The sequence below is a fragment of the Pseudoalteromonas phenolica genome, assembly GCF_001444405.1.
GTDB classification, from domain to species: Bacteria; Pseudomonadota; Gammaproteobacteria; order Enterobacterales; family Alteromonadaceae; genus Pseudoalteromonas; species Pseudoalteromonas phenolica.
Window position 1 is genome coordinate 1,709,996 of the sequence record NZ_CP013187.1, and the last position, 18,311, is coordinate 1,728,306.

Genomic DNA, 18,311 nt, shown 5'->3' on the forward strand with positions numbered 1-18,311 from the left:
ATTTTAAAAATTTAAAGTTAAAAAAGAATTTTAATTAAAGGAGGGGTGAAGCGAGTAAAAACCCGCTTTATTAATTAAGATAATAACATCAAGCGAGTTCAATCTCTCTAGGAGCGATGTTTGTTGCATGTAGACCTTTAGGGCCTTGTTGCAATTCGAAGGTTACATCCTGACCGGCTTTAAGTGTTTTGTATCCATCCATCACAATCGTTGAGTAATGGGCGAAGATATCTTCTTCACTGCCGTCTTCTACGATGAAACCAAACCCTTTGGCGTTATTGAACCATTTGACTTTTCCGCAAGCCATACTTCCACATCCTTCTATAAGTTGACTAATTTAGTTAATCTAAACTTTATAATTTGCTAGACTGCCCATAGATTAGACAATCTATTAACGACTGTAGTTTAAATGAGCAATCAGTCAAGGCTTTTAGACAATTTTTTAACAAAAAATTTATTTTTCAATTCAAGTTTGCTTGAGTTAACAACACAAGACTATATTTTATTATGAGTGGTATTAAAGATTCTGGTGTAATTGATACAGTTCGAGAGAAGCAAAAGCAAAAGCTGAGCCCACCTCGTAAGTACAAAGTCATTTTAAATAATGACGATTACACTCCAATGGACTTTGTAATCGAAGTATTAATGACGTTTTTTAATATGGACAGCGAAAAAGCAACTGACGTGATGCTGCGAGTGCATCACGAGGGAAAGGCGGTATGTGGCGTATATCCTTCTGATATTGCTCATACCAAAGCGGAACAAGTAAATCGTTACGCTCGCGACCATGAACATCCTCTGCTATGTAGTTGTGAGCAGGAATAACCGATATAAATCTCGTTTGGGGGTTGCTTATGCTAAACAAAGATCTTGAAATTACCTTAAATGCAGCGTTTCGTGAGGCGAGAACACGTCGTCACGAGTTTATGACTGTTGAGCATTTATTACTTGCATTAATAGATAACCCATCGGCAGGTGAGGCTTTAGGCGCTTGCGGTGTTGATACAGAAACGCTTAAGCGTGAATTGTCAGAGTTTATTGATGAAACAACACCATTATTACCTGAAAGTGAAAATGACAGAGAAACTCAACCTACATTGGGTTTTCAGCGTGTTTTACAAAGAGCTGTTTTTCATGTTCAGTCATCTGGCAGAACAGAAGTCACAGGTGTTAATGTGCTTGTGGCAATTTTTTCTGAACAAGAAAGCCAAGCAGTATATCTCCTTAAGAAAAGTGACATTAGTCGTTTAGATATCGTTAATTTCATTTCTCATGGTGTAGCTAAATCTGATGATGATCACCACGAAGATGAACATGAAGACATCAATAATGATGAATCGAACGATATGCAAGGTGAAGAAAAGACAAAACTTGAAAATTTTACTACCAACTTGAACGCGATGGCTCAGGCTGGCCAATTAGATCCACTTGTCGGCCGTGATCAAGAGGTAGAACGTACAGTACAGGTTTTATGTCGTCGCAAAAAGAATAACCCTTTACTCGTCGGTGAAGCGGGTGTAGGTAAAACAGCTATCGCAGAGGGTTTAGCGTATAGAATTGTTAATGAACAAGTCCCAGATGTGATAGCGGATGCTGTAGTTTACTCACTGGATATGGGCGCATTATTAGCGGGTACTAAATACCGTGGCGACTTTGAAAAACGATTTAAAGCGTTGTTAAAAGAGTTACAAGCAAAACCGCATTCTATTCTATTCATCGACGAAATCCATACGATTATCGGTGCTGGAGCTGCTTCAGGTGGTGTGATGGATGCATCGAACCTGATTAAACCGCTTTTATCTAGTGGTCAGCTAAGGTGTATGGGTTCAACAACTTATAATGAGTTTAAAAATATCTTTGAAAAGGATAGAGCGCTTGTACGTCGTTTCCAAAAGATCGATGTTTTGGAACCAAGTGTTGAAGACACCACTAAAATTTTGATTGGTCTGAAAGACCGTTATGAAGAGCACCACGGTATTCGTTATACCCAAAAAGCACTTCGTGCGGCAGCTGAATTAAGTGCCAAATACATTAATGAACGTCATTTACCTGATAAAGCTATCGACGTAATAGATGAAGCAGGGGCGAATCAACGTCTTCTGCCAGTATCTAAGCGTAAGAAAACAATCAATGTTTCTGATATTGAACAAATAGTGTCTAAAATAGCACGTATACCACAACAGAGTGTCTCTTCTAGCGATAAAGAAACACTTAAAAATTTAGATAGAAATCTCAAGATGTTGGTGTTTGGACAAGATCAGTCTATCGATGCGTTATCTTCAGCAATTAGATTATCACGATCGGGTCTTTCTAATGAGGATAAACCTATTGGATCCTTCTTATTTGCAGGGCCAACAGGGGTTGGTAAAACAGAAGTAACTAAGCAATTGGCAAAATGTATGGGTGTAGAATTCATTCGTTTTGATATGTCAGAATATTCAGAACGCCATGCTGTTAGTCGCCTTATAGGTGCACCTCCGGGGTATGTAGGCTATGAACAGGGTGGATTACTTACTGATTCTGTTATTAAACATCCACATGCTGTTGTACTGCTTGATGAGATAGAAAAAGCGCACCCTGATATTTACAACATTCTACTTCAAGTTATGGATCATGGTACTTTAACAGATAACAACGGCCGAAAAGCTGATTTCAGAAACGTTGTGCTTGTTATGACGACCAATGCGGGTGTACAAGAAACTATTCGTCAGTCAATTGGTTTTGCACAGCAAGATCATTCGCATGATGCAATGGTCGAAATCAATAAAGTGTTTACACCTGAATTTAGAAACCGTTTAGATAATATCATTTGGTTTAACCACTTAGATAAAGAAGTTATCTTACAAGTTGTTGATAAGTTCTTGGTTGAACTCCAAGCTCAGCTAGATCGTAAGTCAGTAAATCTTGAGCTTACTTCAGCGGCCAGAGAGTGGTTAGCTGATTTAGGTTATGACAAAGCGATGGGTGCAAGGCCAATGTCCCGTGTTATTCAAGAGCAATTGAAGAAGCCGCTTGCAAATGAAATCTTATTCGGCAGATTATCAGAAGGTGGAACTGTCAAAGTTGGTCTTAAGGGTAATAAGCTTAATTTTCAATATGACATTGAAATGGCAGAGGCATAGTTCAAATTTGAGTGAGGTGTGAACCACCTTTCTACACTCATTAAAAAAGCCTAGTTTACTAGGCTTTTTTATTTAGCACACCAAGCAAAAATTTTGCTGATGCGTCAAAAGTAAAACGATTGAATTTAATCAGTACGCTTTACAATCACGGCGTAATTAACGCGCGCGGAAAACGATACGACCTTTAGTTAAATCGTATGGCGTCATTTCAACAGTTACTTTATCGCCTGTTAAAATACGAATGTAGTTTTTGCGCATTTTACCAGAAATATGAGCAACCACTACGTGGCCGTTTTCAAGTTCAACGCGGAACATTGTGTTTGGTAAAGTATCAAGGACTGTGCCTTGCATTTCAATTACGTCTTCTTTCGCCATGTGTAGCGTAACACCTCTTTGATTAGATTAACGCAGCAGATTTTGCCGAAAACCACACAATAAGTAAAGGTAAGGGGGGAAATTAGTTAATTTAATTATAGCTTGACTTGCCAAACATCCGATATAAAACGTTCTGCGGGTTTAAATTGAGATTTGTAGGACATCTTTCTACATTCGTCAATTTGATATCCGAGGTAAACATAATCAAGACCAGAATCTTTTGCGAATTCTATCTGAAGTAATATCATCACAACTCCGAGGCTAAACTTGTCATAGTCAGGGTGATAAAAGGTATAAATCGCAGACAGTGAATTTGGCATAGTGTCTGTGACAGCGACGGCAATAAGCTCGTCTTTATCCCATAGCTCGATGAATGTTACTGGCAACCAATTACAAAACAAAAAGCTTTCGTATTGTAATCGGTTTGGTGGGAACATGGTGCCATCATGATGCTTTTGATTAATATAGTTTTCATATAATGAATAATAATTAGGTTGTTCTGTCTCACTGAACTTTATATGGAATTGGCCTTTTGCAGTTTTAAGCTTACGTTTTTGCGATTTTGATAGTACAAAATCTTCAACAGGAAGGCGCATAGATTCACACGCATTGCAACTCGGACAATGAGGACGATATATTTGGTCACCACTTCGTCTGAAACCTAGTTCTAATAAATCTTGGAAACGTGCGGGGTTGTAGCACTGACTGTCGAGTATGACGAGCAGTTGTTCTTGCCTGTCAGGAAGATAACTGCAGTCAAATTGTTGGCTTAGGCCAATCTTTGAAGGGAAATGTTCAGTCATATATGTCTTCCAATACCTGTGGTTTCCACATCGAAATTGGTATTTCAAAACGTTGGGCTATTCTAAGTTTAGCTAAAAATTCAGACCTTGAAATTAATTTTGCGCCTAAACTAGTTAAGTAAGGATTTTCTAACTGACAATCAACAAAATGTGCATCGTGTTTTTTTAACCAATTAACTAACGCCCACATCGCCAATTTAGAACCATTCGGACGATTAAAAAACATAGATTCGCCACAGAAAACGCCTGAGTTCATAACACCATATAGTCCACCCATAAGTGTGTTATTTTGATCCCATACTTCTAAGCTATGTGCAAAACCTAATTTGTGTAAAACAGTGTAAGCACTTAGCATTTGACTGTTTATCCAAGTACCTTCAGCATCTAGTCTTTGCATTCTGCATGCATTGATGACTGTTTCGAAGTCTTTATTTACAGTTACAATTGGTTTTTCTTTTCTAGCTGCTTTTTTCAATGAGCGACTAATATGAAAATCCTGTAAATCAATTACACCTCTTTCGCTTGGGGACCACCACATGATGGGCTCTTTTTCATTAAACCAAGGGAAAATACCGGATTTGTAGGCAAGGTTTAGTCTCGTTGGAGAAAGGCAACCTCCGATAGCGAGTAGGCCATCAGGTTCATTTAATGCCAAAGTTGGAGAGGGAAACTCGATAGTATCTGTTGATAACTGGTATAAGCGTGGTGTCATTTAAGAAATTTATCGCATTAATGATAAAAAATATCTTAAAGTGAAAACGGAGGGTTAAACAACCCTCCATTACTAAAAGTTATTGATTGTCTAGGAAACGTTCGGCATCTAGTGCAGCCATACAACCAGTACCAGCAGACGTAATCGCTTGGCGGTAAATGTGGTCAGATACATCACCAGCTGCAAACACACCTTCAACAGAAGTTTGCGTTGCATTACCATTTAGACCTGACTGAACAACTAAATAGCCATCTTTCATTTCAAGTTGGCCTTCAAACATATCAGTGTTTGGTTTATGACCGATTGCAATGAACACACCAGCTAAATCAAGCTGCTCAACATTATCTGAGTCAGTATCTTTAATTTTGATACCAGTTACACCCATTTCATCGCCAACTACTTCGTCTAAAGTACGATTAAAATGAAGCTTTACATTGCCATTCTTCGCTTTTTCCATTAGGCGATCTGATAAGATTTTTTCACTTCGGAATGAATCGCGACGGTGAACAACGTGTACTTCATCAGCAATATTTGAAAGGTATAATGCTTCTTCTACCGCAGTGTTACCACCACCAACAACAGCTACTTTTTGTCCGCGGTAAAAGAAACCGTCACATGTAGCACATGCAGAAACACCACGACCTTGGAAAGCTGTTTCAGACTCAAGACCTAAATATTTAGCAGAAGCGCCAGTTGCAATGATTAGTGCATCACAAGTGTATGTGCCTTGATCGCCTGTTAGTGTAAACGGGCGTTTAGTTACATCTACCTTATTGATGTGGTCGAATACAATTTCAGTTTCAAAACGTTCTGCGTGCTCTTTCATACGATCCATAAGTGCTGGACCTGTCAGACCATGTGCGTCACCAGGCCAGTTTTCAACTTCAGTTGTTGTTGTAAGTTGACCACCTTGCTGCATACCAGTAACTAGCACAGGGTTTAAATTCGCGCGCGCGGCATAAACTGCAGCAGTGTAACCAGCTGGGCCTGAGCCTAAAATTAAAAGTTTACAGTGTTTTACATCACTCATGAGGTATTCCTAATCAGTTATCTTTTTATTGAAGTGAGGGTGATTCTATTTAAAACAAGTCAGAAGTAAAATAAATTGGCAATATTGAAATTAAATAAAACTGAAAGGTGTCAAATAATCTGTACTTGTTGAAAAAACCATCCAAAAGTCACTGTTTTATCAGAATTTCATGACCAAATAATTTTTTTTTGATATGTTTTAAATAATTTTGTGTAAGACTCTGGATTGAGTCACCTTTAGTTATAGGTCGTTATGGCATTTTGGCAGGACATACCAAGCTTTGATTTGGCAAGTGAAGGCGTTGAAATACTTAGTAGTGCAAAGCAATATCATCAAAGGCTTATCAGCCTGATCCAGCACGCTAAATCACGCATTTATATAACCGCATTATATTTACAAGACGACGATGCTGGTCGAGAGGTGCTTGCTGCGCTCCATCAAGCCTCACTGAGTAATCCCGAATTAGAAGTAAATGTATTAGTCGATTTTCATAGAGCACAACGAGGTTTAATTGGGGCTGCTAAATCTGAAGGTAATGCTGCTTTATATTGTGATGAATTAGACAACCACCAAAGTAATGTCAAAATTTTTGGTGTGCCAGTAAAAGGCAAAGAGCTTTTCGGTGTTCTGCATTTAAAAGGTATAGTGATTGACGACGCTCTGCTTTATAGTGGAGCAAGTATAAACAATGTATACATGAATGTAGGCGATAAATATCGTCTAGATCGTTACTTTATTTTGCAGCAACCCGGTTTAGCTGATTCTTTTTGTAATTTTACGAATGACTTCTTACTCTCTTCGGACGCGGTGCCGAGAATCGATATTAGGCCAATACCTAAGTACAATTCAATAAAAGTGGCTCAGCGCCAACTGATGAAAGAGTTGAGAAAAGGGCGTTATAATATTGAGTCAGCCAATAGTGATACATCGTTAAACGTTAGACCTTTTCTTGGATTTGGAAGACGTGCAAATAAGTTGAATAGGTTAATAAAAACTCTGTTCGATACCACAGAAAATGAATTGTTGCTTTATACACCTTATTTTAATTTTCCAGCGCCATTGCTTCGTTCACTTCGACGTTTACTAAAACAAGGTAAACAGGTAACGATTGTTGTAGGTGATAAAACAGCAAACGATTTTTATATTCCGCCAGAACAGCCTTTTAGCAAGATTGGCGCTTTACCATACCTTTACGAAACAATTTTGTTTAAATTTTTAAAGTCTAATCGAAAATTTATTCAGTCTGGTTCGCTTAAGGTCTACCTGTGGAAACACGAAAGTAATTCCTTCCATTTGAAAGGTGTGAGTAAAGACGGACAGCTGCATCTTCTGAGTGGTCATAATCTTAACCCTAGGGCGTGGGGATTAGATATTGAGAATGGCATTCTAATTGAAGACAAATCGCATAAACTTGATGCTTTGTTGTTGAAAGAGAAGCAAGAGATTCTTCAACATTGCCGGTTATTATCTAGTCATGATGATTTAGAATCTATTCAAGATTATCCCCAGCCTGTCAGAAAGCTACTTGGACAAGCTAAACGTGTTAAAGTAGATTTCATAATCAAGCGTTTTATTTAGAAGAGGCCAAGCATGGCCTTTTTTATATTCATCTAAGTGTAATTTTATTTATTTCTACAAATTTGATTTTTTGGACTAGAGTTAAATAAACAAAATCAACTAGATGAAATTATGAAAGCCATTCAATTTTGCTTTTTTTTGTACTTTCTTATATTCAGTTCATCAAATTGGGCACAATCAACATTTCAATTTAATATTTATCATGATTCAGATTATTCAAATCATTTTGCATCTGCTAATGCCATTAAGATGGGGTTTTTATCTGCATTAGAATCTGAAAAAAAAAGGTTAGAAAACTTTCAATTTAACTTTTTAGAAATGGATCATCGTGGCAATAGCAATCGAAGCTTATTGCACATGAAAAAGTTTTTAAAAGACCCAAACGCATTGTTTATATTGGGTGGTCTTCATTCTCCTCCATACATAAAAAATAGAACGTTTATAAATAAAGAGCAGATATTATTGCTTGTTCCATGGGCTGCGGGCGGGCCCATTACACGATATGAGCATGGAACAAATTGGGTTTTTCGCTTGTCTGTTGACGATACAAAAGCGGGTTATCGCATAATTCAGTTTGCCAAAGAATCACGCTCATGTGAACAACCCCATTTATTACTCGAAAAAACCCCATGGGGCAAATCAAATGAACGCACAATGCAAGATGCATTAGGTAAGAATAAAGCAGAAATTACCTGGTTCAATTGGAATACAAGGTTAAAAAAATCAAAGTTGATATTGAGAGGAATTATAAATTCTGGTGCAGATTGCATCGTGTTTGTTGGCAATGCGATTGAAGGTAAATATTTTGTTCAAGCGATGGCTGAAATCGATAAGTCTTTACAGAAACCAATTATAAGTCATTGGGGAATTACAGGTGGTAACTTTTTTAACAACACAAAGGAGTACTTATCTGAAGGCATTGATTTGAATTTTATTCAGTCTTGTTTCTCATTTGATGACTTACCCCATTCTGAGACGGTAAAAAAAGCTATAAAATCTGCTAAAGCGCTCTTTAAAGAGGAGTTTGATATAGAAAGTCTTCAAGCCCCAGCAGGATTTGTGCATGGATACGATCTAGGCTTGTTATTTGTTCAAGCATTATCTCAAATCAAACCGAACAAAAGCGCGATTAAAACTAGAGAGAATTTAAGGAGAGCGTTTGAAAATTTAAGCTTACCAGTTGAAGGTTTAGTAAAAGTTTATACAAGACCTTTTTCTGCTGAAGGGGCAGACGGCCATGAAGCCTTAGGCTTAGAAGATTTATGTATGGCCGAATACAAAGCTAATGGCTCTATTTCTATCATAAAAAATAAAGGCTAATGCGTGAAGTCACAATTTTTGAAGATGCAGCTAGATGCAAATAAAGCTTTTATCGTTTTTGTGGTAATGAGCCTTCTTTTATCAGTGTTGATTAGCGTTATGCTAGTTGGAAGAGAAGCATCTTCGGTTTTAAATGGTTATAAACAACAAGCTTCAGAAACAGAGGCAAAATTAAGTGCAAAATACATAGAAAACTTTTTAGAAACAAGAATTCTATTACTTAAAGATTTGTCGAGCCAACCGTTTATTATAAATGGTGTTATGGGATCTGGCGTATCTGAAGCTTCTCTCAACGACTATTTGTCAGAGTTTAAGATTTTAGGCATTAAAGAAAAGCTTTGGATATATAATGTGCTTGGTGATTATGTTTACAAAAACAATGATGAACAGGCAGTTTTAGAAACCCCAAGTGATTGGCTAGAAGACCTACTGAACGGTGAACTGTCACACGCAGTCTTATTAGATCACAACCAAGCACAATCGTACTTCAAATTAGCAGTACCTATTAATTATAACGGTTTCACTGAAGGGGCTTTAATTGTAAAGTTTCAAACCCCCATTGACGTATTATTGTCCGAAGTTCTTGAATCAAATACCCACGGAGTAAAGCTTTCTGGCCCATGGTTAAGCTACTCAAATCTAAGTACGTTAAACAAGTACGATTTAGTACTTGAATCAAACCTTCAAAGCTCAGGTTTAAAGTTGAGTTACCTAGTTGATTCTACACTGGTAGAAAAACAAGTAAATCAAGTGATTATTAGCATCGCTACGGCAATTTTTGTTAGCTTGTTTTTGTCCTCTCTATTTTTATTTCTAGTTGGTCAAAAACTGCTTTTAAACCCTTACAGAAAACTCGAATTATCTCAGCAGGCCACTAAATTAAGCGAGGAAAGGTTAAACCTTGCTATTAATGGAAGTTTGGATGGTATTTGGGATTGGGATATTAAGACAGGCAAAGTTTTTTGTTCTGAGAGGTTTAGAGAGCTACTTGGTTATGAACCAAAAGATGACTTTCCTGAGGACTATACTGTTCTTGAAAGGATGGTTCACAACGATGATAAAGAGTATGTGAAAAGTAGCTTAAAAGCACATCTTCAACAAAGAGCTATTTATGATGTACAGCATAGGTTTATGACAAAGAAGGGGGAGTTTAGAGTTTATAGGGTGAAAGGGGATGCGTTATTTGATAAAGACAATAGGGCAATCAGAATGGCCGGTTCAATGACAGATGTCACAGAGCAGATCCAAGCACAGCAAGCATTGAAAAAAGCTAAAGAAGAAAATGATTTACTGGCTCTTTCAATCGATGCCAGTAATTTAGGTGTTACCATTAGCTCTATTACAGATCCAGAATTTCCAATTGTCTATATAAATCAAGCTTTCACAAAGATAACTGGATATGGTGAAGAAATATTGGGTCAAAATTGTCGTTTTTTACAAGGTGAACAAACTTCAGAGATCGCAGTTAATAAAATCAGAGATGCTTTAAAAAATCATGATGTTGTAAAAGTAGATCTTTTAAATTACAAAAAAAATGGCCAGCCCTTTTGGAATAGTTTACAGCTTTTTCCAGTACATAATGAAGCAGGAGAATTAACTGCTTATGTGGGTATTCAACAAGACATAACAGACAGAGTTGCATCAGAGGAGGCATTAAAAGAAGCTAAAATTTTGGCTGAACAGGCCAGTATAGCGAAGAGTGAATTTTTAGCTTCTATGAGTCATGAAATTCGTACGCCCATGAATGGCGTTCTTGGTATGCTTAACTTGCTTCTTAATAGTGACTTAAATGCTGAGCAACAACACAGAATTAATGTTGCCATGAGCAGTGCTAATTCTTTATTAACGTTGATAAATGATATTCTTGATTTTTCAAAAGTAGATGCAGGTAAGCTTGAACTTGAATATCTAGAGTTTGACTTGAGAGGGCTGCTAGGTGATTTTGCTGAGTCTGCAGTTATTCAAGCTCATAACAAGCGCATTGAGCTTATTTTAGATGTCACGAAAATAGATGAAGCAGTGGTCATTGGAGATCCTGGGAGGCTAAGGCAGATCTTAACAAATTTAGTGGGTAATGCGATTAAATTTACCTCTGATGGCGAAGTTTTGATAGAAGCATCCTTAATTGAATTTGATTCTGATTACTGGCGACTAAACTGTAATATTAAAGATACTGGTATAGGTATATCTCCCGAGCAGCAAGCTAAATTGTTTCAATCTTTTAGTCAAGTTGATGCTTCAACGACGAGAAAATACGGAGGAACAGGGCTTGGTCTTGCAATCGTTAAAAAGCTTTGCCAGCTTATGAATGGTGAGGTCTCGGTCATAAGTCAAGCTGGTAAAGGGTCTTGTTTTAGTTTTTCTGTCTTACTTGGAAAGAGTAATGCATCATTTCATGTTATTCCAGATGTCGATATGCAAGCATTAAATATTTTGCTTGTTGATGATAATAAAACTAATCGAGAAGTATTAAAGGCACAATTAGAGCATTGGGGTGCCTCAGTTTTTGAGGCGCGTTCAGGCATTGAAGCTTTGACAATCAGTGAAGCTTATTTTGATAAAAGGAAAAAATGCTTTGATATTGCATTTTTAGATATGCAAATGCCAGGCATGGATGGGGCGAAGTTAGGGGAGCATCTAAAAGCAAACGAACACTTAAAAGCAATGAAATTAATTATGATGACTTCAATGTGTCACAAAGGCGATGCGAAGTTTTTTGCTAATTTAGGCTTCGATGGCTATTTTCCGAAACCTGCTACCACATTTGATTTATTTGCAGCACTATCAATCGTCGCAGAAGATGGTGAAGCACTTAAAGACGCTAAGCCATTAGTGACAACGCACTATATAAAATCTTTGAAAGCACAATCAGCGTTAAAGCCAGATCAAGTAGCATGGGGCGAAGGCATTCGTATTTTGTTGGCTGAAGATAATCGAGTGAATCAAATTGTAGCGCAAAGTATGCTCGCTAAAATAAATCTGACGCATGTAGATATTGCAGCAAATGGTGAAGAGGTCATTCAGAATCTGTTAAATACGACTAGAGAAACAAAATATACCGTTATCTTGATGGATTGTCAGATGCCTGAAATGGACGGATATGAATCTTCGCAAGCGGTAAGAAGCGGAAAGGCTGGTGAATTATATAAAGATATTCCAATAATCGCGATGACAGCGAATGCAATGGTTGGTGATAAAGATAAGTGCTTAGAAGCCGGTATGGATGACTATATTTCAAAACCAATAAAGCCAGAGGTTTTGTTTGAACGTTTGTTACAATGGTTGCCTTACAAAGAAATAGAATCTTGAGAACGTGAAAGTTTGAATATATTTTTTCGAAGTGTAAATCAATCACTTCTTGTTTTGACCCTCTTTTTATTTACGATTATTGTCGCCATTAATGAAAGTATTTTATTGATCAGTTCACTTTATTTACTGGTATCAAACTTGTTTTTTTGTGCCATCTTTTTTCTCGATAAAAAACGAGCAAAACTAGATGGGCAAAGAGTTAGTGAATTTAGTCTTTGTGTTTTAGCGATGTTGTCATTCAATTTAACCACACTACTTATGCAAGCACTCATTCGTCACAAAACTATTAAGTGGCAATTTAACGGTAAGATATGTATCACTTTTGTCATGCAAAATACGCTGCTACTGCTCTACTTTGCAATTGAAGCATTATAAAAATATAAAAAAACAAGCATATAGTTACACTTTATCCTAATTGCTAAGCTGTTAAAATACTCCAAAGTTTTAAGGTGTCGAAAAAACAAATGAAAAGAACAAAATTAGTTAATCAATTAACCGAATTATTAAAACCATTCTCTATTAGTGACTATTGCCCGAATGGTTTACAAGTTGAAGGGGCTGAAGAAGTAAAAAAAATTGTGACGGGTGTCACTGCCAGTCAGGCTCTGATCGATGCAGCGATAGAAGCAGGTGCAGATACGATTTTAGTTCATCATGGCTTTTTTTGGAAAGGTGAAGACCAAACTATTACCGGCATGAAGCAAAGGCGAATTAAAGCTTTATTAGAAAACAACATCAATTTAATTGCATATCACCTTCCTCTAGATGTTCACCCTGAACTTGGCAACAATGCGCAATTGGCTGAGTTACTGGATATTTCCTACGAAAGACCTTTAGAGCCTTGGAATAAAAACTGTGTTGCTGTGAAAGGAAAACTTAAAACACCAATGAGTTTAGAAGCATTTGCGAAATTGGTAGAAGAAAAACTTGATAGAAAACCATTAATTAATGAAGCGGGCGATCATCTAATTAAAACCATCGCTTGGTGTACAGGTGGAGGCCAAAGTTTTATCGATATGGCAGCAAGCCAAGGCATTGACGCTTACTTAACAGGTGAAGCATCAGAGCAGACAATCCATAGCTCAAATGAACAAAGTATACATTTTATAGCGGCGGGCCATCACGCTACTGAGCGATATGGAGCTAAAGCACTGGGTGAATACCTTGCGAAGACGTATGATTTAGATGTTGAGTTTATTGATATCAATAATCCGGTTTAACCGCTGAATATGAGTAAAAAAGGTAAAAGCTACAAAGATAAATTATCGCGAGATAGAAGCTTTAATGCTATCTCGCAAAAATTTAAGAAGAATATTTACGGTACACCCAAAGGAAAAATACGAGAAGCGGTTTTAAAACGTGATTTTTCTCAGCATATTCCTTGGCTAGATAATGAGACTGCACCAAAACGAATAATAGATATCGGCGGTGGCCAAGGGCAGTTAGCGATTTATTTAGCTAGGCTAGGGCATCACATCACGCTGGTTGATATGTCAGAAGACATGTTACAACTTGCAAGAGAGCATGTAGAGCAAGCGGGTTTAAATGCTCAATTTGAATTTATTCACGCACCATTACAGGCGTTGCCTGATTTAAAGTTAGGTACTTTCGATTTTGTACTATGCCATGCTGTACTTGAATGGTTAGTTGACCAAGTTGAGGCGATTACAATTTTGTCAAAGCATGTCAACGATTCGGGTTATTTGTCTTTAATGTACTTCAATAAAGACGCGCATTTATTTGCAAATATGGTGTATGGTAATTTTGATTATGTAAATCAAGGTTTGCATGTAAAACAAAAAGTTGGTTTAAGTCCAAACCACCCTGTAAAACCTGAAGTTGTAGACGATGCTTTAAATCAAGAAAACTTTAAGCGACTTTGTAAAACGGGTGTTCGTTGTTTTCATGATTATTTAAGAGAGCTTGAAAAAGGGAAAGCGCAATTTGATGATTTACTGGCATTAGAACTCAAATATAACCAACAAGAGCCTTATGCATCACTTGGTCGTTATACGCATTTATTGCTGCAAGCTAAGTCGAGAAGCTCATAATTAAAAATTAGATTAACCAGAGCTTAAATAAAAAGCCCTTAAATAAGGGCTTTTCAATACATTTTTGGTGTTATTTATCTGTCATTAACGCCTTGACGTATTTGAATGGTGTACTGCCATAGCTTAAAAACTGCTCATGGAACGCTTTTAGGTTAAAGTCATCACCTTGAGCGGCTTTTAACGATTCTCTGAAATCATAAATCTCTCTGTAACCGCTGTAGTAGCTGGTTAACTGAACTTGGCTTAATGTCGCACGACGCCATTTGCCTTCTGCTTCTGCTTTTTCTTGGAATGCACCGTTCATTAATAGGTCTAAGCCTTCTTCTTTGCTGATCCCTTTTACTTGAATAGCATAATCTAAGATAGTGTTGCAGATAACACGAAGGTTCCACTTATAGTACATAAGCCACATTTCTGGCTCAAAGTCACCATAGCCTTCTTCTAGCATCATACGCTCTGTATATACAGCCCAACCTTCTATCATCGCGCCATTTGCAAAAATGCTCTTAATTAAAGAAGGAGACTCGTTTGAGTAAACTAATTGCGTATAGTGACCAGGAATTGCTTCGTGAATATTTAAAATTTGTAAAATCCAATGGTTATATTCTCTTAAATATGACTCAGCTTGCTCATCAGACATGTTATCTAATGGCGTTACATTGTAATACGTGTTTTCTTTTTTATCGTATGGGCCAGGTGCACTAATAGATGCACCAGCAAAACCACGCATATACTCAGGAGTTTCACGAACTACCAATGGCTTTTCTGGGTCTAGCGTGATCAGATCTTTTTCTCTGACGAATGCTTCTAAGTCTGGAATTTGGCGCTTAATTTCAGGCACGAATTCGTCACGAGCAACATGCTTGACCGATAGGTGCTTGATGAGTTTAGCTACTGCATCTCTGTCTTCAGATGGGCGTTCAGCGTTCGGGAAATACTTAGGCCATAGTTCATCTGTGATCTTAACCATCTCAGCGGTCACGCGATCTTTGTCAGCAACTGCTTTGTGATACATCTCTTTTGCGCTATACCCTGATTGAATATCTAGTGCGAACTTCTCTTCATAGAGCTTTTCACCAATTCTAAATGAACGTGCGTTCCCATTTTCTACTAGAGATTTTTCAAGTTCAGTTAAAAAGTTGATGTAACCATTAATTGCGTCTTTTGCAGCATTGAAACGCTTAACAAACAGTGCTTTATCACTAGAAGATAAATTAGAACCTTTAACTTGAGTTAATAACTCATCTTTTAGCACGCTGAAAGCACCTTTACTTTGGCCGATTGCAAGCTGAGTATATTCTAAAGTTGGGTTATCAATGTTTGCTTTTGCAGCATCGTAATATGCAGGCACGTATTGAAGACGTTTTAAAACGGTCGCAAACTTTTCGTCATCGGTTTTAAAGCGGCTATTTAGAATTGTCGCAAAACCACCAGATACATTGTAGTTAGACGGGTTCCATTGCCAACTCTTGAAGGTTTCTGAGTGCCAAATGGTGCGTTTTAAAGCATTTTCTATTAGGTAATAATCCGTCTTTTGCGCTGTCGGCAATGAGTCTAAATCGAATTTTGCAAGTTCGTTTAATTTTGCATTTGCAAAAGCCAATGTGCTGTCACGATAGGCTTGATCTGGAATACTGATAATATCATCGTATTTACCATAGCCTGCCCAAGCAGAATGTTCAGGGAACTGTTTCCAATAATCATGGATAAACTGTTCAGAGAAATTAGCGAAATTTTGTTGTACTTGAACGCTGTTATTTTCAGTTTGTTGTTGACTTGTTTGCGAACAAGCAGTCAGTCCAAGCGCTGCGACAAGTGCGAGCGAGAGTGCAGTTTTTTTCATGGGGGTTCCTTGTTAGTGATTCTCATCTATTTTATCAGTTTTTTACTGATTAGCCTGTGAATCAGGGGTAGAAGGCAAAAAAGCTGCGCCCGATTGCGATTTGCCACACATATCATCTGGGTTATACATAGGGCATTGGGTCATAGACAAACAGCCGCAGCCAATACAGCCATCGACTTTGTCTCTGATCTGCTCTAAATACTCAATTTGCTTGGTAAGTTGTGCACGCCATCGTTGAGATAAATTTGCCCAATCTTTTTTGTTGGGAGTTCTATTGTCGGGTAAAGCATCCAAAGTGGCTTTTATGTCCTGCAGTGTGACGCCCATATGTTGAGCCGCTTTTATTACAGCAATTCGTCTGAGCACATCGGGTTTGTAACGACGCTGGTTACCTTGATTCCGCCAACTTCTGATAAGTCCTTTGGTTTCATAGAAATGGAGAGTCGATACTTTTACGCCAGCACGCTTGGCAATATATCCGACAGACAAGGTTGCGTCTTGAAGTGGTTTATTCATTGTAGTCTCAAAAAAACGTCTTTTATCGACTTTAATCATATTTGTCAGAATTTGCTAATAGTATAACGTGTCAATATGTTACAGTTTTCGTGATATTTCACGAGGAATGCTATGTCTCACTTACTTAAACGCCTGTTAAATGACCCTGAACTACTTCTGAACTCTGTTGGCGAAGGTATTTACGGTTTCGACCTATCTGGTAATGCAGTATTTATAAACCCAGCAGCTGAACGAATGACAGGTTGGAAAGCCGAAGAGTTAATAGGTAAAAAAATACATCAATACCATCACCATAGCCATGCTGATGGGTCGCCATATCCGGCAGATGAATGCAACATCTACTGCACTATGTTTGATGGCAAAGTAAGGCAAATATCTGATGAAGTATTCTGGAGAAAAGATGGTAGTAGTTTCCCAGTGGAATATACCTCTACACCGGTTTTTAAAGACGGACAAATAATCGGGGCGGTCGCGATATTTCGCGATGTGACCAAGCAGCATGAAGCTGAAAGCGCTTTAAGAGCGGCATTAAAGCAAGTTCAGTCATTAACTGAGCAATTAAAAGAAGAAAACTCTTATTTGTTGGAAGAGTTGAATGCAGATTGGCAAGAGTCAGGGTTAGTAGGTCAAAGTCATATATTTCAAACCATGCTTGAGCAAATCAACCTTGTCGCACAAACCAGCAGTACAGTGTTGATTTTAGGCGAAAATGGCACAGGTAAAGAACTTGTAGCCAGAAACCTTCATAGATTAAGTGACCGCAATACAAAGCCTTTTGTCAAAGTAAATTGTGCTGCGTTTACACCTAGTTTATTAGAGTCAGAACTATTTGGTCATGAAAAAGGGGCGTTTACTGGTGCAAATGAGAGAAGAAAAGGGCGCTTTGAACTCGCAGATACAGGCTCTTTATTCTTAGATGAAATTGCGGAGCTATCGCTTGAGGCACAAAGTAAACTTTTGCGCGTTCTGCAAGAGCAAGAGTTTGAACGTGTAGGTGGCAGCAAAACGCTAAAAGTAGATATTCGTATCATAGCAGCAACCAATAAAGACTTGTGGCAAATGGTTGGAAAAGGTGAATTTAGAATGGATCTTTATTATAGACTCAATGTCTTTCCTATCAGAGTACCGAGTCTTAAAGAGCGAAAAGAAGATATTCCATTACTGTGTACAAATCTCATCAATCAGCTGAACAAAAGGCTTGGTAAACACTTAATGGGGCTGACAAAGGCAGCGATAGACAAACTTCAAGCCTATGATTGGCCCGGCAACATCAGAGAGTTACAAAATATCTTAGAGCGTGAAGCTATTTTGTCTAAAGGGAGGTTAGTGTCAATTACTCAGCCACTCAATATGACTGATGAGCAAGTGCTTGAAGGACAAAGTCTAAGGCTCGATGAGGCAGAGAGGCTTCATATTGAGCATGTGCTTGAATTAACTAATTGGCGCATTGCGGGTCCTAAAGGTGCAGCAATTAAATTAGGACTTCCCGAAAGCACATTACGATCTAAAATGAAAAAACTGAAAATAACTAAAATTCGCGATATATAGCGAAATGCGCGTTATATCGCGTTTGTTGATTTTTAATTTAAATTAAAGTCTAACAAAAACAAAGAGTTAAAAACTTTCAGATTGGACTGAAACTTGCTCTATGG

The 18,311-nt window shown here is 37.8% G+C and carries 16 protein-coding genes; 9 read left to right on the top strand and 7 right to left on the bottom strand.

Annotated features, from left to right (window positions below):
• Positions 1 to 88: 88 nt before the first annotated feature.
• On the bottom strand, positions 89 to 307 hold the full coding sequence (cspD, locus tag PP2015_RS07540) for a cold shock domain-containing protein CspD (protein ID WP_058029684.1): 219 nt from the start codon (positions 305 to 307) through the stop codon (positions 89 to 91).
• A gap of 200 nt (positions 308 to 507) precedes the next feature.
• Between cspD and clpS the strand changes: the two genes are divergently transcribed.
• Positions 508 to 825 carry an ATP-dependent Clp protease adapter ClpS gene (clpS, locus tag PP2015_RS07545; protein WP_058029685.1) on the top strand — a complete coding sequence of 106 codons (318 nt, stop codon included), beginning with the start codon at positions 508 to 510 and terminating at the stop codon, positions 823 to 825.
• 29 nt (positions 826 to 854) lie between these two features.
• Positions 855 to 3,122 (top strand): ATP-dependent Clp protease ATP-binding subunit ClpA, encoded by a 2,268-nt coding sequence (gene clpA, locus PP2015_RS07550; RefSeq protein WP_058029686.1) that lies wholly within the window; start codon positions 855 to 857, stop codon positions 3,120 to 3,122.
• 156 nt (positions 3,123 to 3,278) lie between these two features.
• Here clpA and infA read toward each other — a convergent pair whose 3' ends face one another.
• The 4 genes from infA to trxB form a co-directional block, all read right to left on the bottom strand.
• The gene (infA, locus tag PP2015_RS07555; RefSeq protein WP_058029687.1) at positions 3,279 to 3,497 is read right to left on the bottom strand and encodes a translation initiation factor IF-1; all 219 of its coding nucleotides are present in this window, start codon (positions 3,495 to 3,497) and stop codon (positions 3,279 to 3,281) included.
• A 95-nt stretch (positions 3,498 to 3,592) separates the two neighbouring features.
• Positions 3,593 to 4,300, bottom strand: coding sequence for an arginyltransferase (locus PP2015_RS07560; RefSeq protein ID WP_058029688.1), 708 nt, complete (start codon positions 4,298 to 4,300; stop codon positions 3,593 to 3,595).
• Entirely contained in the window at positions 4,293 to 5,012 is a 720-nt protein-coding gene (aat, locus tag PP2015_RS07565) for a leucyl/phenylalanyl-tRNA--protein transferase (RefSeq protein WP_058029689.1), read from the bottom strand. The genes PP2015_RS07560 and aat overlap by 8 nt, the downstream gene beginning before the upstream one ends.
• Before the next feature lie 79 nt (positions 5,013 to 5,091).
• Entirely contained in the window at positions 5,092 to 6,042 is a 951-nt protein-coding gene (gene trxB, locus PP2015_RS07570; RefSeq protein WP_058029690.1) for a thioredoxin-disulfide reductase, read from the bottom strand.
• Between the two features lie 252 nt (positions 6,043 to 6,294).
• On the opposite strand from trxB, the gene pssA reads away from it, so the two are divergent.
• The 6 genes from pssA (at position 6,295) to PP2015_RS07600 (ending at position 14,300) form a co-directional block, all read left to right on the top strand.
• On the top strand, positions 6,295 to 7,620 hold the full coding sequence (gene pssA / locus PP2015_RS07575; protein ID WP_058029691.1) for a CDP-diacylglycerol--serine O-phosphatidyltransferase: 1,326 nt from the start codon (positions 6,295 to 6,297) through the stop codon (positions 7,618 to 7,620).
• 111 nt (positions 7,621 to 7,731) lie between these two features.
• Positions 7,732 to 8,940 (top strand): ABC transporter substrate-binding protein, encoded by a 1,209-nt coding sequence (locus PP2015_RS07580; protein ID WP_058029692.1) that lies wholly within the window; start codon positions 7,732 to 7,734, stop codon positions 8,938 to 8,940.
• Positions 8,941 to 8,943: 3 nt separating this feature from the next.
• Positions 8,944 to 12,249 (top strand): PAS domain-containing hybrid sensor histidine kinase/response regulator, encoded by a 3,306-nt coding sequence (locus tag PP2015_RS07585; protein WP_227009174.1) that lies wholly within the window; start codon positions 8,944 to 8,946, stop codon positions 12,247 to 12,249.
• Positions 12,250 to 12,261: 12 nt separating this feature from the next.
• A complete protein-coding gene (locus PP2015_RS07590) occupies positions 12,262 to 12,624 on the top strand; it encodes a DUF1294 domain-containing protein (RefSeq protein WP_058029693.1) in 363 nt (120 codons plus the stop codon).
• 89 nt (positions 12,625 to 12,713) lie between these two features.
• Entirely contained in the window at positions 12,714 to 13,469 is a 756-nt protein-coding gene (locus PP2015_RS07595) for a Nif3-like dinuclear metal center hexameric protein (protein WP_058029694.1), read from the top strand.
• 9 nt (positions 13,470 to 13,478) lie between these two features.
• Positions 13,479 to 14,300, top strand: a complete 822-nt coding sequence (locus tag PP2015_RS07600; RefSeq protein WP_058029695.1) for a methyltransferase domain-containing protein — start codon at positions 13,479 to 13,481, stop codon at positions 14,298 to 14,300.
• Positions 14,301 to 14,370: 70 nt separating this feature from the next.
• Here the strand turns inward: PP2015_RS07600 and PP2015_RS07605 are convergent, their stop codons facing one another.
• Both PP2015_RS07605 and soxR read right to left on the bottom strand, forming a co-directional pair.
• Positions 14,371 to 16,143 (bottom strand): DUF885 domain-containing protein, encoded by a 1,773-nt coding sequence (locus PP2015_RS07605; protein WP_058029696.1) that lies wholly within the window; start codon positions 16,141 to 16,143, stop codon positions 14,371 to 14,373.
• A 42-nt stretch (positions 16,144 to 16,185) separates the two neighbouring features.
• The gene (soxR, locus tag PP2015_RS07610) at positions 16,186 to 16,659 is read right to left on the bottom strand and encodes a redox-sensitive transcriptional activator SoxR (RefSeq protein ID WP_058031579.1); all 474 of its coding nucleotides are present in this window, start codon (positions 16,657 to 16,659) and stop codon (positions 16,186 to 16,188) included.
• A 111-nt stretch (positions 16,660 to 16,770) separates the two neighbouring features.
• Between soxR and PP2015_RS07615 the strand changes: the two genes are divergently transcribed.
• On the top strand, positions 16,771 to 18,207 hold the full coding sequence (locus tag PP2015_RS07615; RefSeq protein ID WP_058029697.1) for a sigma-54 interaction domain-containing protein: 1,437 nt from the start codon (positions 16,771 to 16,773) through the stop codon (positions 18,205 to 18,207).
• Positions 18,208 to 18,311 lie beyond the last annotated feature (104 nt).